Genomic DNA, 15,220 nt, shown 5'->3' on the forward strand with positions numbered 1-15,220 from the left:
TTTGTCTTTGCCACCGGCAGCTACAGCCCCGACTGATTGAAGTCGTTGGGTCGCCTTGTGAAATCAATTTCACAAATTGCCTTGGGCGGGCCGCTCGCTATCGGCCCCCCCCGGGGGGATTTTTTGGAGCCACTGGCGATATCTCGTCTAGGTGAAGGCAAGTAGCCGGCGGGCTGGCCAAATTTGTCTTTGCGAAGAACGCCCAATCAAATAGGCCCACCGACGCGCCGCCTATCCCAGATCGGCTTCTAGGCTGCATTCGCCGGCACGTTCCGCGCCATCGACGATTTTTGGAAAACCATTGTCTTATTTTGCGTTTGGGTTTCGTGTAAGCTGCTGCTTCGCCTGCTGGCATGGATAGGATAGGGAGGGCTCATATGGCGGTTGAGCAGATCGACGCTTCTTGGCGGTTCTCTAACGTGCTGTCCCGCAATAGCCGGATGGTGTGGGACACCGTAGTTTACGAGGACGATGACGTGATTGTCATCCCCACGCTAGGTGCGCTCGTGGCTGATTGGCTTTTAATCGTGCCAAAGGCGAACGCCCTTAATTTCTCCAGTTGGAGCAATAAGACAGGCCGGAACCCAATTTTTTTGGCTGAAGCCGTTAAGCGCCGAATTGCGCCGGGTTCCTCCCCTATCTGGTTCGAGCATGGACCATCGCAAGAGGGCTCCGAGGTTGGTTGCGGCGTGGACTACGCGCACATCCATCTTCTTTTGCAGCCACCCGCTGACCTCAAGACGTTCCACCAAACGGTGAGCGATTTGTCTCAGGTGGAATGGCAGGAAGCTGACGTTAGTTCCGTTTATCCGCAGCCCATTGCCGATAGGCATTACTACGCCTTTGGGGACTTCAATAGTGCACGTGTTCATGCGGGTGGAACGTTAGGCCGTCAGTTTTTTAGAAAGGCGATTGCGCAGTTGGTCGGTCGGCCACGTGAGTGGGACTATAGGGAGTTCGACGGCATGAAGAATGTTCGGCAAACTATCGACCACTTTTCAAAGTCCATCCAAAAAGCTGCATGACAAACGAAAACGTCGTCGATCTTCCCTCAAAACGAGAAGATGGGACAGAGCCCGAAAACAAGCCATTTCGTGGCGTCGATCCAACTCGGGGATTTGACGACGGGCGGAAGGCTTGGGACTGGAGTTCCAAATTTCCCGATGATGCACGAAAATTGATCAAGCGAGAGGCGTGTATTGCAGCGGCCTATCTCGGTATATTTCTTCTTCTAACCTTCGTATGTGCCGGTCTTGATGGTCGGAAATTTACATTCTATCCCTTGGAAACGGTGCCTTTTAGTATTGATATCAAGCTAATTGCGGTCTTTTGCACGGGTGCGCTTGGCGGTACCACCTTTTCCATTAAATGGTTGATGCATTCGGTAGCGACCGGTCGCTGGCATTTAGATCGATTTTATTGGCGTTTGTTTGTCCCATTGGTTGGTGGCGTCTACGCAGTCATCGTGATGAACTTGGCGGGGGCTGGCTTGATGGCCGGTGCGATCAACACCCAGTCGAGCGTTGGCGCTTTGTGCGCAGTAGCTTTTTTAGTGGGCTATTTTTCGGACGGTGTGAGCGGATTGCTTACAAATGTAGCTAACGCGGTCTTTGGTACCGTCGAAAAGAAATGACAGGAAAGGTTCTTTCGTCGGAAGACGAGAAAGTTTGTTCGTGGCGAGAAGCGGAGAGCTTTGGCCCTATCTATGGTGCAAAAGGTTCTCGGCTGCTTGCTATCCCAAGGAAATGGACGCCGCCGTTTGGCCTCCTGTCTGTCGAAGTGTCTCGTAGGCTTGTAACTGGCGAGCCTGAGCTGTTAGCGGAGATATGGCCATCTGTGGAAAAGATGGCGATCCCGACCGGCGCGATAATCCTCCGGTCCAGCGTAGTCGGCGAAACCATCTGGGATCGGGGGACATACCACAGTGAAAAACTCACACTTAGTGGACTAACCGAGAACAACAAAACGTTGTTTTTGGAGACACTGCGAAAAGTACAACAGTCAGCACAGGGACGCCCCTGCGGGATCATCGTGCATTCATTTGTCGAGCCTGACGAGGCGGGCGAGTTCGGCAACCTTCAACGAGTTTCGAAGACGCGCGATCATTGGGAGCTAGGAGTTCGGTCGGGCGAGCTTGTTCAGACGGATCGGTACAACTCCCAGCGCGACACTGCGCCCGCTATTTCCGAACCGCTTACAGCCAAAGCCGGTCGAAGCCGCGAAAGGCTGTTCGGTTCGATCTCCGCTTGGATCAATAATGAGTTGCTGCGGGGGGTCAGAACAAGGGTGAGTTGTGAATGGGTGCGAACTGGGGAAGCCTTCTATGTCGTCCAAGTTGACGCGGAAGACGACGACATCTCTGGTGTCAATCCAATGCAGCTCTATATCGAGCCGACCATCGAGGTGGCTCCAAAGAATGGGAAACTCCTCCGCGTGGCGGATCAAGTCGCGCGGAAGGCATGGGACAAACTGGGCGTGCTCAATGAGCTGTTCTTTGAGGCCGATCAATACGTGCCGACGCTCTACTATGTCCCTCTAGCAGACTTGATCCAGCCTAACAGCCACGAGCTATTACAGGGGGATTTTAGCGAGATACTGAAAAAGAATATCGTGGTGAGGACGAGCGTCGCAGCAGGAACGGAAAAGATTACCAACCTTCCTAAAACCGACTGCTTGACACCGGCTAGCGCTGCCAAGTGGTGCATGGACACGGCGTTCGACCTTCGCGAAAAGTATGGAGATCGAGAGTTCGCATTCATTGCACATCGATATATTGCAGCGCGCGCTTCTGCTTGGGCTCGAGCGGACTATCGCAGTCCCGTCGTCGAAGTGCATGGCACTTGGGGCTTGCCGGATGCACTTCAATTCTGTCCGTACGACATCTGGGACGTACATGTACCAACCGACGAGATCACTGAATACCCGAGCTACAAATCAAATGTATTGCTTCTTCAAGATGATGGCTCATGGAAGTACGAGCGGGTCAGAAACGAGGTTGCTCGCTTTCAGAGCATAAGCCGAACTGAGGTTTTCGACATTGCACGGCGTAGCCTCCAAATCTCGGAGCGGCTCGGGAGCGCCTGCCACGTCATGTGGTTTGTGGGTTGCAGAACAGACGATGGCCGGGTGCTAAACATCCCGTGGTATTGGACAGGCGCGCATTCAACTGAGCCGCACGAGCGCACTCGTTCGATCACGTTTGCAGTTAGAACACGAGCCGACATCGCTCGTATAGCGGAGCTGAGAAAACGCGAGCCCAAACTTGCCGTCGGCCTCTTGCCGGATACTGTAGAGCTGTTGAGGGACAATGTATTCCTTGGAGAGGTAGCGCAAGCTACTGTGCCATTGGGCGTTCCCATTGTCCTGTCGGGCTCAACGCTTGCTCACGCTTATTATCAGTTAAGAAAGCACGGGTGCGTCGTCATCCCCGAAGGCGATAAAGATCATCTCAGAGTAAGACGGCAGGCCAATTTTGGTAAGCTCGTGCGCGACAAAATACCTGCGAAGATTGCAAGCCAGCGCGAGCAACAGTCGATTGCGACCATCCCAAAATCAGGCCGGATCGGGTTCCTGATAGGGAAATTTCTTGAGGAACTTTTGGAAGCACGCGAAGCGGGTGATCGTTCCGATCTGACGACAGAACTCGCAGATGTGTTCGAGGTGCTTCGTGCAATGATCTCATCGTATGAAATCGACTTCGATGCAGTGGCTTTGGAGGCAGAGCGTAAGCGCAAAAAGGTGGGGGGCTTTGACGAGGGACGTCTCCTTATTGGAACCAGTTTGCCGAAGCCGACCGACAGTGAGTTATTGAGGGAGGAGACGATCAGCCCCGAGGTGTTCGGGGAATATACTCGGGCAGGAACCTACCGAGTGCCATTTGCTTTCTTTGGCTTCAGCGAGATTGGACAAAGTCGGACAATTGCCTTTGCCCGAGAGCACGTGTCTGTACAGATCACGCTTCAGCGCGACGGGATCGAAATAGGGGTGATCCCTGATCCCAAGCAACTCGATTTAGATTTCACACCATGAGCTACAGACAAGACGTTGAGGCCGCGCTTGAGGCATTCAGTGTCGTTGCTCAGTTAGGTAACTCAACGTTGCTCCGCCACGAGTTGGTTGTAGAGTATCTTGACGCGCCACACCGCCCGCCTTCACGCTTGCCCAGCGGGAAAGTGGCCGTCTACGGTTTCTGGGCTAATGGCTGCTGGCTGAAGATCGGCAAGGTTGGCAGCAACTCCCACGCGCGTTACACGAGCCAGCATTACAATCCCGGTAGCGCGCCTAGCACCCTAGCTGCCTCCCTTCGCGGCGACGAGGCGATGACCACGATTGCCGGATTTGACGCCGCCTTTCCGGGTGCATGGATTAAGGAGTATACCTGCCGCGCGAACATATTGATGGCCGCTGACAAGCCAAGGGAGATGCTTTCACTGCTCGAAGCATTCCTTCATTTGCGCCTCAGGCCGCGCTATGAGCGATAGGCCGGGTTTGCGAATAAATATCGACGCCAGAAGGGCCATGGAGTGGTGGATTTTGGAAGCCTCAGCTGTTGCTCTCGTCAACACTATGGCGAGTAGTCCCGGGTTGCCGCAAAAAAATGTCCCCTATTATGTCTGGCAGCTACATCCCCGGATCAACGAAACATAGGTGCAGATCGACATTAGCATCGAAGCACGATCTTCCCGCCTATGTCGCCCATCTGGACCGAGCGACGGCTCGCGCCTATGGGTATAGGAGGCGCCGTCAGGTTGGCGCATGTTTGAAAGCGTAACGCCAATTCATGCCCATCCTTTCCCAGCAGAACCTCGAACGACATTTGTGGCAGGCAGCGGACATCCTGCGTGGCACCGTCGATGCTGCCGACTATAAGCAATACATTTTCGGCCTGCTTTTCTACAAACGTCTCTGCGACGTATGGGACGAGGAGTATGAGCAGCTTCTCGCCGAGACCGGAGACCGCGAGGAAGCCGCCGACCCCGATGAGCACCGGTTCCATATCCCCATGGAACACCGCTGGGAGGCCGTGCGCCGGCAATCGACACAGATTGGCCAGCGGCTAAACAACGCCCTAAACGCCATCGAAGATGCCAACCTCCGGCTACGAGGGGTGTTCGGCGATGTAGATTTCGCCAATCAGGACCGCTTTTCCGATGCCCTGCTCGAAAAAATGCTGGCTCATTTCGAGAAGCACCGACTGCGCAATGCTGATGTGCCCGCAGATATGCTCGGCGACGCCTATCTCTACCTCATCAAGATGTTCGCCGAGGGTGCAGGCAAAAAGGGTGGCGAGTTCTACACCCCACGCCAGATCGTCAGGCTCATGGTCGAGATTGTTGAGCCGCGTCCCGGCATGTCGATTTACGATCCGACCTGCGGCTCGGGCGGCATGCTGTTGGAGGCCGTCCAGTATCTGAAGGACCGGGGCGAGGATGCCCGCACCCTATCGCTCTACGGTCAGGAAAAGAACTTCGCGACGTGGGGCATCGCGGAGATCAACCTGTTCCTCCACAACGTCGATGACGCCTTCATCGCCAAGGGTGACACGATCCTCTCCCCCAAGCGCTACGACCCCAAGATGCGCGAGTTTGTGGAAGGCATTGGCGCTTATGACAGGGTGCTGGCCAATCCGCCGTTCTCGGAGAAGGTATGGGGTTACGAGGTCTGGCAGAACGGCGATCCGTTTGGACGCGATACCTATGGCTGCCCGCCAAAGGGCTACGGCGATCTTGCCTTTGTCCAGCACATGCTCGCCAATGTGAAGGATGACGGGATGCTGGCGGTGGTGGTGCCGCACGGCGTGTTGTTTCGTGGCGGCGCTGAGGGTCGTATCAGAGAGGCCATGCTGGCCGCAGATGTGATCGAGGCGGTGGTGGGCCTTGCTCCCAATCTGTTCTACGGAGCGGGCATCCCTGCGGCGATCCTCGTATGCCGGAGGGCCAAGTCTGCCGAGCGCCGGGGTAAAGTGCTGATAGTCAACGGCGATGCCACCTTCCAGTCGGGCAAGGCACAGAACTTTCTGACGGACGATCATGTTCGCATGTTAGCCGAGGCGGTCCACGGCTTTACCAACATCAAGAAGCTGGCCCGTGTCGTCTCGGTCGAGGAGATCGCGGCCAACAACCACAACCTCAATATCAGCCGCTATGTCCAGACCGGTGCGGATGCCGGAGCGGTTGATGTCGCGGCGGAGGTCGCCAAGCTGCAAGACCTGATGGTCAAGCGCAATGAGGCCGAGGCGGTGATGTTCGGCCACCTCAAAAGGCTCGGCTATGTCGGGTGAGGTGCCGAAGGAGTGGCGATCAACCCGTTTGGGAGATGTCAGTCGCAGTTTTGCCGGTGGAACACCTTCCCGGAGCAATCCAGCTTATTACGGCCCCGGCATCCCTTGGTTGAAGTCCGGTGAAGTTCGGGCTGGCCGCATTTCAATGGTCGAGGAGCAGATTACCGAAATTGGGTTGCAAGAAAGTTCAGCCCGTATTGCAAAAGCTGGAAGCCCTGTCATCGCAATGTATGGAGCTACGGCGGGGGTGGCAGGCATTTTGGAAGTTGATGCAGCCCTCAATCAAGCCGTTCTCGCCATAGAACCTGTCGGGACGAAACTCGACAACGAGTTCTGTTTTCACCTCCTATCAGCGGAAGCCCCACGCTTGTTGACCATGACGCAAGGATCGGGTCAGCCCAACTTAAGCAAGGGCCTCATAGATGGCCTCAGTGTTCCGCTCCCACCCCTCGACGAGCAGCGGCGGATCGCCGAGGTGCTGCGGTCGGTGGATAATGCGATGGCCGGTGGCCAGAACGTCGCGGAGCAGGCACAGACAGTATGGAATGGCCTGACCGAAACGCTGATATGGGATCGGCTCTCAAGCAGTCCCAATGTAGCCCAGCCGCTTGGCCATGCGCTGTTGGGCACAGACTATGGTGTCAACGCGCCGCTCGGCAACGAGCCAACCGGATATGCCGTGCTGCGTATGGGGAACCTGCAAGACGGCTGGATAGACCCCACTGACATGAAGTGGGGCGAGATTGCCGATGCCGAGGCACTGACGCTCGCACTCGATGTCGGCGACATCCTTTTCAACCGGACCAACAGCCGGGATTTGGTTGGCAAGGTGGCATTGGTCCGCGAGCCAACCGACTTCCTCTATGCCAGTTACATTGTCCGGCTTCGGGTCGACCAATCGGTTGCCGATCCCTATTACCTGTTCGCAATGATGCACTCTCGCCGGGCACAGGCGCAGTTCAAATCCATTGCGACACCGGGCGTGAGCCAATCGAACATCAACCCGACCAATCTGAAGAAGCAGATCATCCCGCTCCCACCGCTCGCGGATCAGCGGGGCATCTCGGAGCAGTTGCAATCGGCTGAAGCTGCTCGTCGAATTGCACTGGAGCAACTTGTGACGTTGCGCCAGATCAAGTCCGACCTGATGTCCGACCTCCTCTCGGGTCGCGTGCGGGTGCCCGCATGAGCGAATACCGCCTCGCCGAGAAGCCCGCGCTGGATGCGCTGGCGGCGCTAGGCTGGCAGGCATTGTCGCCAGAAGCAGCCTTGGGGATGCGGGTTGAAGAAAACCGGGTCATCCTTAAGCCGATCCTGTTGGATGCCCTTCGCAAGTTGAACCGCATCGGTGTGGAGGATGCCGAGGCGATCTACAACGACCTTGCTACTCTGTCCGACAATGAGGAATGGAGCGCCAAGCTGCGCGGTGGCTATTCGCGCCGCCTAACCGGCGAGAACCGCGACAGCCCGATCACGCTGATTGACTTCAAGGAATTGGGCCGCAATCGGTTCCATGTCGTCCGCCAGATGCGTGTTGCCGCCCAGCGGCCCCGTGTTCCTGACATCGTTCTGTTCGTGAACGGCATCCCGCTTGTGGTGATCGAGGCCAAGTCTCCGCTCAAGACCACGGCCAAGGCCGAGGAAGCGTTCGAGCAGATCAAGCAGTATGAGCGGGACATTCCCCGGCTGTTCTATTCCAACGCCGTCAATCTCGTCACGGATGGCATGGCGACGCTTTATGGCGCGACAGGTGCGCCGTCCCAGTTCTATGCTTCGTGGCCCGACGCATGGCCGCGCCACCGAGACGACTTTGCCGATGATCTCGCCAAGGACTTGTGGTCCCTATGCGAACCGTCGCGACTGCTCGACCTTCTGGCTCATTTCGTCGTGTTCGAAATCGACCCGGAAACGGGCCGCAAGATCAAGAAAGTCTGCCGTTACCAGCAATTCCGCGCCGTCAACAAGGCAGTGAAGCGGGTGGCGGAAGGGCAGCACCGAAAGGGCCTGATCTGGCACACGCAGGGGTCTGGCAAGAGCCTGACCATGGTGTTCCTCGCCCTCAAGCTCAAAACCCACTTGACGCTCGATGCGCCAACGCTGGCCAACCCCAACATCCTTGTGCTGACCGACCGGATCGACCTCGACGACCAGATTAGCAAGACGTTCGTTGCCTGCGGTCTGCCAAACCCGACGCAGTGCGGATCAGTCGCGGCGCTGCGCGAGGCTGTGAACCGGGGCGGCAATGGACAGATATTGCTATCCACCATCTTCAAGTTCGCCGGATCGAAAGACCCGATCCCCAACTCGGCCAACTGGATCGTGCTGGTGGACGAGTGCCATCGCACACAGGAAAAGGACTTGGGAGCCTTCTTGCAAGCGACCCTGCCCGACGCTCACTTCTACGGCTTCACCGGCACACCGATCAAATCGACCGACAAGGACACCTACGCCCGGTTCAGCATAGCGGGCGAAGGCTATCTCGACAAATACGGGATCGACGACGCTGTGCGCGACGGTGCAACCGTGCCGATCCTTTATGAAGGCCGCAAAGCCGACTGGGCGATCAACGAGGCCGAGATAGACATCCTGTTCGACCGATGGTTCGTGGACCTGCCGGACGACAAGCGCGAGGAACTGAAGCGCAAGGGCCTGACGCTGGCGACCATCGCCAAGCATCCGGAGCGCATTCGGCTCATAGCGATGGACATCTGGGAGCACTTCAAGACCGTCTGCCAGCCGGACGGGTTCAAGGCCCAGATCGTCGTCGTGGATCGGGAGGCAGTGATCCTCTACCTCGCCGCGTTGTCAGCCGTGGTAGCCGCCGATCTGGAGCGAAGCGGCATGGATGCCGAGAGTGCAAAGGCCAAGGCCAATGCAATGATCGCCTGCGTCTATTCCAAAAGCCAAGAGGACAACAAACCGTCCGAGAACCCGGAAGTTGCAGCGCTGCGCGCCGGGTTGGAGACGCACTACCTCGACGATCCCGCCGAGAAGGAGGTGAAGAAGCGGTTCAAGGCGGTGGGGCAGGAGCCCGGCTTCCTGATCGTGTGCGATAAGCTGCTGACCGGCTTCGACGCGCCCATCGAGCATGTCATGTATCTCGACAAGCCGCTGAAGGAGCACAACCTGCTTCAGGCCATTGCCCGGACCAACCGAACCTGCGCGATCAAGCTGCCGAACGGGGGCGAGATTGAGAAGCCCAACGGGCGCATTGTCGATTACATCGGCGTTACCGCCCATCTGGACGAGGCGCTGCAATCCTATCGCTCCGAGGATGTCGAGAACGCGATGCGCGATATCGCCATCCTGCGTAATGATCTCAACGAAGCCCACGCCCGCTACCGCGTGCAGAAGCGCGCCATGGGGCTGGAGGGCATGGATGAAAAGGCCGCCGCCTATGCCGCTGCCAAGCTGGCAGCCGGCGGGCAGGAGGACGACTGGTTCGACCTCCAGCGTCTCACCCGGACCTTCATTAAGGTCTATGGCGACCTGTCGCCCGACCCGGCCATCCTTGAGTTCACCGCCGAAGTCAAATGGGCTTCCGCCTTCCTGCGGTTGGCAACACAGGCGATCAGCAAGCACGAGAGCCTCGACCATCGGAGCTATTCGGCCAAGATCAGGGAGATGCTGGAGCAGCACGTCCATGTCACCGGCCTCTCCACGACGATCCGCCTGCGGAACATCACCGATCCGAATTTCGCCGACGACTTCGCCACCGAGGGCAAGGCCGAACCGGAATTGCACGAGGCGTTCGTCCGCAAGTCCGCTGAGCTTCGTCGCGTCACTCGCGAACTGGTGGACAAGAACCCGGCGCAGTATGGCCGCTTTTCCGAACGAGTGCTGGAGATCATTCGACGGTTCGAGGAAGGCCAGTTCGTCGTCGCCGATGGCCTGCACGAGTTCGAGAGGCTAACTGGCGACATCGAGGCCGAACGAGGTGCCCACGCCGAGCTTGGCATGGACGAGAATGCTTTCTCGGTCCTGCGCATCATCGAAACCATCGTGCCCGATACCGACCATGCCACCTTACAGGACGCGGCCATTGCCATCGGCTCTATCTATGCCGAGGCCGCCGCGACCCAGCCGGCTTTCGCCCACATGGAGGCTTACCTGCGTTCCTTGCGGCAACAGGTCCGGCGCATCCTGACCGAGCACGGCATCGGCGAGACCAAAGTGATCCGCGAGAAGGTCGAAGAGTTCGCCATCCATGCCTTTGCGGGCGCTGCCTGATGCCGACGCTTCAGATTGGCAGAAAGCAAATCCCCTACGAGCTTCGCCGCTCGGCTGCTGCATCGGAGCGCCGCATTACCATCACGCCGGGCCATGTCGAGGTGCTGGCGCTCACCAGCGACAACGATGATGACATCTCAGGCTTCTTGGAGCGCAAGCGGCAGTGGGTCTTCAATACCGTTCGCGAGATGGAGCGGATCGCCTCCGACCGGCATGCCGTGCCCCGCTTCATGACCGGTTCGAAGATACTCTTTCGGGGCCGCCGCATGCCCCTGACGGTTCGACGCACCGATGGCGAGCGGATCGAACTCACTTTCCGCAATGGCTTCATAGTCGATCTTCCGTCGTGGGCAGCTGACGACAGCGAAAAACTCGTCGCCCGCGAACTCAAGCTGTGGCTTAAACGACGAGTTCGGCGTGACGTGACGGAGATCGTCGCAGACTATAAGGCCCGGTTCGGCCTTTCGGCTCGCTCGATCCGCGTCGCTGATTTCGCCAATGGCTGGGGATCATGCGGTGCTGAGAGTAACATCCTCATCAACTGGCATCTCGTTTTCGCTCCGAAGAAGGTTCTGGAGTATGTCGTTGCTCACGAACTTACGCACCTTCGACACCGCTCACACGGCCCCCAGTTTTGGTCCTATTTGGCGTCAATTCTACCAGATTTCGAACGCTCGAAGGCTTGGCTCGAAAGCAACGAAGGCAGTCTGAGCGCGGATTTTCTGATCTCCTGACATTCGCTCTGCGATCCGGCACTAGCTCTTGTTTCTTAGCGCTGCCTCAATGACACCGCTTACCCATTGAAGGTCACTTTCAGACAGCGCAGCTAGTCGGGTTGTCAATTCGAGCAGCAGGCCGCGCCGTAGCGCCCCAGAAGGGATTTCAGGGCTGAATAGCTCTGCGGGATCAACCGCAAGTGCCGCAGCGATCTTTTCGATCATCGGGAAGCGAGCACCGGTCGCACCGATCTCGATCTTTGAGATTGTGTCGACGCTAACACCAGCTCGTTCGGCCAACTGTTCTTGGGTGTAGCCGCCGCGCTTGCGGTGCGCCATCACCAACCGTCCGAACCGCTTCCTTAGATCGTCCATCCGCGTCTCCACACCGGCAGGTGTAGATGCGGAGCGGATTTCACTTTAGGGCCGCTTTCTCCGAGTTCTCAAAAAGTTGCAATCTATTTGCAACTAACCGCAAGTCAGCTACCATTTTTGAGCGTTTCGGTAATTCACGATCTGGGAAAGGATGTCTTTGCTCAGCCCAGCTTTTGCCAGACGTATCTCGGGGTGGAGGACACGCTGATATGGGCCAGCTATCGATTTTTCATTACCTAGTCATGCTAGTTCTTGTGGCGCTGCTGCTCGCCCTTGCGGTGCTGACAATTGTCAAACGAGATGCCTTCAGGAAAGTGATTGTTGGAATAGCTATTGTCTCGGCGGGACCTTTGTCTTTCGAAGCAGTTAACCTCGTTGCTAAGCTGTTGCCTGCGGGCCAACCCGTTTCCGATGCCGGCGCGGCATATGCGCCAACCGATGTTTCTACTCCAGCGTCAGCGGAGACCGTCCCGGTGGTAGATCAACCCCCGCCTGTGAAACCGGTCCAGCCACATCCATCTAATCCGGACGCGAAGTTTGCCCAATACAGCGCTCCGGGCTGTCAATTGCCGGGCGACGTTGACAAATTCAACCACCTCTATAGTGCCAATCGCCTCGATCTGGCACTCAAGCTCGACTGCATCATCATCCCTAAGGACACAGAAGTCATCCTCCTCGATACGCTTGGAGACTTAGGGCAATTTATCTGGGAAAAGGATGGAACGACCATCGAGTTTTGGGCTAGGGCAGGCAACTTCAGATACAACTTCACACGCATGAAGAATTGAGCACACTACTCGATCAGACCCACGCGCTCTCACAGGTCATGTATGTTTGTGAAATCAATTTCACCCGACAGTCCACACAGTCTTCTAAACCTTCAAATGCTCGGCCTGACATGCCTTCCCCGCATTAGCCTTGGAGGGATGTCAATTCTGTCTCCGATCAGACCAAGCCGTTCCCAAAAGCGAAATCGGATTTCGTTTTTGATGTTTAGCGCCTTTTGCCCTTGGGTTTCGTTGGAACGACCTTATCGCCATCGACAATCCCGCAGTGACTTTCAAGCCTCTCCACGCGACCAAACAAATCCCACACCATATCGTTAAGATCGCTGCCGAGGTCATGAGCGGTGTTGATGGCCTTCTCCTGTGCGTGAAGGCGGGCCTCGACCCCGCTTAGGCCCATTTCCAGCAAGCTAATCACTTCCGCCGTCAAGGTCCGTCTATTGGCGTGTGCGCTGTCCGCCAGACGCTGGCGAAGATCAGAACCGGGTGGAAATCGGATCAACATGGGGCGGTCCGACTGGCTGTTTCCGTCTTCGGTCATGGGTTGATATCTCTTAGTTAGCATTAGTTGACAAAGATATCACATATAATACAATAGATATCCACTCGGTGCAAGGTGCGCCGCTTCCAATCGGATAATGAGGAGATGATGGAAATGAGCCTCACACTCGGCTCGCAGCCCACGGCTGCAATATCCGCGAAAACGATAGGCCACTCCAAGGCCAAACCGCCGAAAGCTGCACACTTCAACACCGCCAAAGCCAAGGCCGAAATGAAGGCCGAACTCGCCAAGCCGGACGCAGTGTCACCTGCATTCGACTACAGCCAGATTGAAAGCGGTAAGGTTCGCGCCAAGGCGCAGGCCATCGCCAATCGCATCCGTGCCAATGTCCGCGCCACGGAAAAGAACCTGCTCGCCAACGGGCGGGAGCTATTGGCGATCAAGGAGGACTTAGGGCGCGGGCTTTTTGGCCCTTGGGTTGAGGCCGAGTTCCGTTGGACCGCTAGGACGGCGCAGAACTACATCGCCGTCGCCGAGCGGGTTGCCGACAACTATCACTACCTGACGTATCTCCCATCGCCCACGATCTACCGTCTTGCGGCCAAGACCACTCCCGATGCTCTGCGGCTTGATGTCATCAACGCCGCCAAGAACAATACGCCGAAGTCCAAGGATGAAGTCGAGCGACTGATTTCAGAGGCCAACGGTAAAGCCGGCAAGGACGGCAAAGACAGCGCGAGCCAAGTCAAAGTCCGCAAGACCGCAGCGGCGAAGGCTGTGGATACACTCCGGGCGGAGCTTAGCGATTTCGACGGGTTCATGATGCTGGTCGGGGAAGCCGGACGAGAGTTCATCAATGCATTGAGGATGGCAACACATGGCACTCATTGACCGCCCTCTTGAGGAACAGTTCAAGGCAAAGGAAGCCGCTAAGAGGCTTGGGATATCGGTCAAGCATCTTATGCGGCACATCCGCGCCGGACGCATCAGATACATCAACGTCGCGCTGCCGGGGGCTTCCCGGAAGCAATACCGCTTCACAGACTACATCCTGAAACAATTTTCGCAGAAGCAGCAACAGCGTGAGGTTCCCGCGTCATGTCAGTCTATAAAAGCCCCAAAAGTCCATTCTACAGCTATGACTTCCAGCTCCACGGTCGTCGCTTTTTCGGCTCTACAAAAGCCCGGAGCAAAAAAGAAGCCGAAGCCATAGAGCGCCAAATCCGAGTAAAGGCCAAGGAAGACATTGAACGCGAGATGAAGACCGGCAACGGCCCGATGACTTTCGATATCGCCGCAGGCCGCTATTGGAAGGAAGTCGGGCAACATCACCGGGGGAGCAGCCATAAAAACACGTGGCACTACCTCGAATTGCTCCTGAAATTTTTCGGGAAGGATAAACGCCTTGAAGATATCACTGACGCGGAGGTGTCGGCGCTTATCGCGTGGCGGCGAACGCACACCCTTCGCGGAAAGGCCGAAGACATGGAGGGTAACCCGGTTCCGACCGTGTCCAATTCCACGGTTAACCGTACCACTGTTGTCGTGTTGAAGGCGATCTTCACCCGCGCCAAGCGCACATGGAAATATCCGCTCCCCGTCGAGCCGGACTGGCGGTCGCATTGGCTAGAAATGCCTGACGAGCGAGTGCGGGAACTGGATGACAAAGAAGCCGAAGCCTTGGACCGGGCAGTCCGGGACGACTATGCTCCGTGGTTCGAGTTCGCACGCTTAACTGGCCTACGCCGCAATGAAACGCTCATCCGATGGAAGAACGTAACCCCGAAGCAAATCGTGACCATCGGGAAGCGTGGAAAGAAGGTGACGGGACAAATAACCCCGACCGTGCGGGCGATCCTCGACCAATGCGTGGGTCATCATCCCGAGTGGGTGTTCACCTACGTGTGCCAGCGCCCCAGTGAAGGACAGGTGAAGGGAAAGCGCTATCCGATCACGCCCGAAGGGGCGAAGTCTCAATGGCGGCGACTGAAGAAGCGGTCGGGCGTGGCCGACTTCCGGTTTCACGACATCCGGCATGACGTAGCAACAAAGCTGCTCCGCGAAACCGGGAACATGCGGCTCGTACAAAAAGCGCTGAACCACTCGAATATCGCAACAACTGCCCGTTACGCCCATGTTTTGGACGACGAAGTCGCCAACGCGATGGAAAATCTAGCGAAATCCCGGAAAAACTCCCGGATAAAGAAAGCGGATGCGGCTTAAGTTCTGAAACCAATGGCAAAATCGACCCATATATACGCCATTCGTAATGATGGGGTCGCGTGTTCGAGTCACGCAAGCGGCACCAGTTCCCCCGAATTGCCTTCGGTTC

The 15,220-nt window shown here is 56.9% G+C and carries 14 protein-coding genes and 1 tRNA gene; 13 read left to right on the top strand and 2 right to left on the bottom strand.

The features are described from left to right. The first annotated feature begins 377 nt into the window (after window positions 1-377). The 8 genes from RFN28_RS00805 to RFN28_RS00840 all read left to right on the top strand — a co-directional run bounded on the left by RFN28_RS00805 (window position 378) and on the right by RFN28_RS00840 (window position 11,244). Window positions 378-1,025: a hypothetical protein gene (locus RFN28_RS00805; RefSeq protein ID WP_320285456.1), complete on the top strand. Its 648-nt coding sequence runs from the start codon at window positions 378-380 to the stop codon at window positions 1,023-1,025. Beyond that, a complete protein-coding gene (locus tag RFN28_RS00810; protein WP_320285457.1) occupies window positions 1,022-1,633 on the top strand; it encodes a hypothetical protein in 612 nt (203 codons plus the stop codon). The genes RFN28_RS00805 and RFN28_RS00810 overlap by 4 nt, the downstream gene beginning before the upstream one ends. Further along, entirely contained in the window at window positions 1,630-4,029 is a 2,400-nt protein-coding gene (locus tag RFN28_RS00815; protein WP_320285458.1) for a nucleoside triphosphate pyrophosphohydrolase, read from the top strand. Before RFN28_RS00810 ends, RFN28_RS00815 begins: the two co-directional genes overlap by 4 nt. Further along, window positions 4,026-4,481 carry a hypothetical protein gene (locus tag RFN28_RS00820; RefSeq protein WP_320285459.1) on the top strand — a complete coding sequence of 152 codons (456 nt, stop codon included), beginning with the start codon at window positions 4,026-4,028 and terminating at the stop codon, window positions 4,479-4,481. The genes RFN28_RS00815 and RFN28_RS00820 overlap by 4 nt, the downstream gene beginning before the upstream one ends. Before the next feature lie 299 nt (window positions 4,482-4,780). Continuing rightward, complete coding sequence (locus RFN28_RS00825; protein ID WP_320285460.1) at window positions 4,781-6,280, top strand: type I restriction-modification system subunit M; 1,500 nt, start codon at window positions 4,781-4,783, stop codon at window positions 6,278-6,280. Continuing rightward, the gene (locus tag RFN28_RS00830) at window positions 6,270-7,469 is read left to right on the top strand and encodes a restriction endonuclease subunit S (protein ID WP_320285461.1); all 1,200 of its coding nucleotides are present in this window, start codon (window positions 6,270-6,272) and stop codon (window positions 7,467-7,469) included. Before RFN28_RS00825 ends, RFN28_RS00830 begins: the two co-directional genes overlap by 11 nt. Continuing rightward, the gene (locus tag RFN28_RS00835) at window positions 7,466-10,510 is read left to right on the top strand and encodes a type I restriction endonuclease subunit R (protein ID WP_320285462.1); all 3,045 of its coding nucleotides are present in this window, start codon (window positions 7,466-7,468) and stop codon (window positions 10,508-10,510) included. The genes RFN28_RS00830 and RFN28_RS00835 overlap by 4 nt, the downstream gene beginning before the upstream one ends. Continuing rightward, a complete protein-coding gene (locus tag RFN28_RS00840) occupies window positions 10,510-11,244 on the top strand; it encodes a M48 family metallopeptidase (RefSeq protein ID WP_320285463.1) in 735 nt (244 codons plus the stop codon). The genes RFN28_RS00835 and RFN28_RS00840 overlap by 1 nt, the downstream gene beginning before the upstream one ends. A 21-nt stretch (window positions 11,245-11,265) precedes the next feature. On the opposite strand, the gene RFN28_RS00845 is transcribed toward RFN28_RS00840, so the two are convergent. Further along, window positions 11,266-11,601: a helix-turn-helix domain-containing protein gene (locus tag RFN28_RS00845; protein WP_320285464.1), complete on the bottom strand. Its 336-nt coding sequence runs from the start codon at window positions 11,599-11,601 to the stop codon at window positions 11,266-11,268. Between the two features lie 209 nt (window positions 11,602-11,810). Here RFN28_RS00845 and RFN28_RS00850 point away from each other — a divergent pair, with 209 nt between their 5' ends. Beyond that, window positions 11,811-12,389 (top strand): hypothetical protein, encoded by a 579-nt coding sequence (locus RFN28_RS00850; protein ID WP_320285465.1) that lies wholly within the window; start codon window positions 11,811-11,813, stop codon window positions 12,387-12,389. Window positions 12,390-12,594: 205 nt separating this feature from the next. Here RFN28_RS00850 and RFN28_RS00855 read toward each other — a convergent pair whose 3' ends face one another. Further along, window positions 12,595-12,927, bottom strand: a complete 333-nt coding sequence (locus RFN28_RS00855) for a hypothetical protein (protein ID WP_320285466.1) — start codon at window positions 12,925-12,927, stop codon at window positions 12,595-12,597. 114 nt (window positions 12,928-13,041) lie between these two features. Here RFN28_RS00855 and RFN28_RS00860 point away from each other — a divergent pair, with 114 nt between their 5' ends. The 4 genes from RFN28_RS00860 to RFN28_RS00870 all read left to right on the top strand — a co-directional run bounded on the left by RFN28_RS00860 (window position 13,042) and on the right by RFN28_RS00870 (window position 15,196). Continuing rightward, window positions 13,042-13,779, top strand: coding sequence for a hypothetical protein (locus tag RFN28_RS00860; protein WP_320285467.1), 738 nt, complete (start codon window positions 13,042-13,044; stop codon window positions 13,777-13,779). Further along, the gene (locus tag RFN28_RS34805; protein ID WP_430676915.1) at window positions 13,766-14,101 is read left to right on the top strand and encodes a helix-turn-helix domain-containing protein; all 336 of its coding nucleotides are present in this window, start codon (window positions 13,766-13,768) and stop codon (window positions 14,099-14,101) included. Before RFN28_RS00860 ends, RFN28_RS34805 begins: the two co-directional genes overlap by 14 nt. After that, window positions 13,987-15,111: a tyrosine-type recombinase/integrase gene (locus RFN28_RS00865; RefSeq protein ID WP_320285468.1), complete on the top strand. Its 1,125-nt coding sequence runs from the start codon at window positions 13,987-13,989 to the stop codon at window positions 15,109-15,111. Before RFN28_RS34805 ends, RFN28_RS00865 begins: the two co-directional genes overlap by 115 nt. Beyond that, window positions 15,103-15,196, top strand: a tRNA-Tyr gene (locus RFN28_RS00870). The genes RFN28_RS00865 and RFN28_RS00870 overlap by 9 nt, the downstream gene beginning before the upstream one ends. The last annotated feature ends 24 nt before the right edge of the window (window positions 15,197-15,220 follow it).

The organism is Mesorhizobium album, from assembly GCF_033977205.1.
GTDB lineage: Bacteria > Pseudomonadota > Alphaproteobacteria > Rhizobiales > Rhizobiaceae > Mesorhizobium > Mesorhizobium album.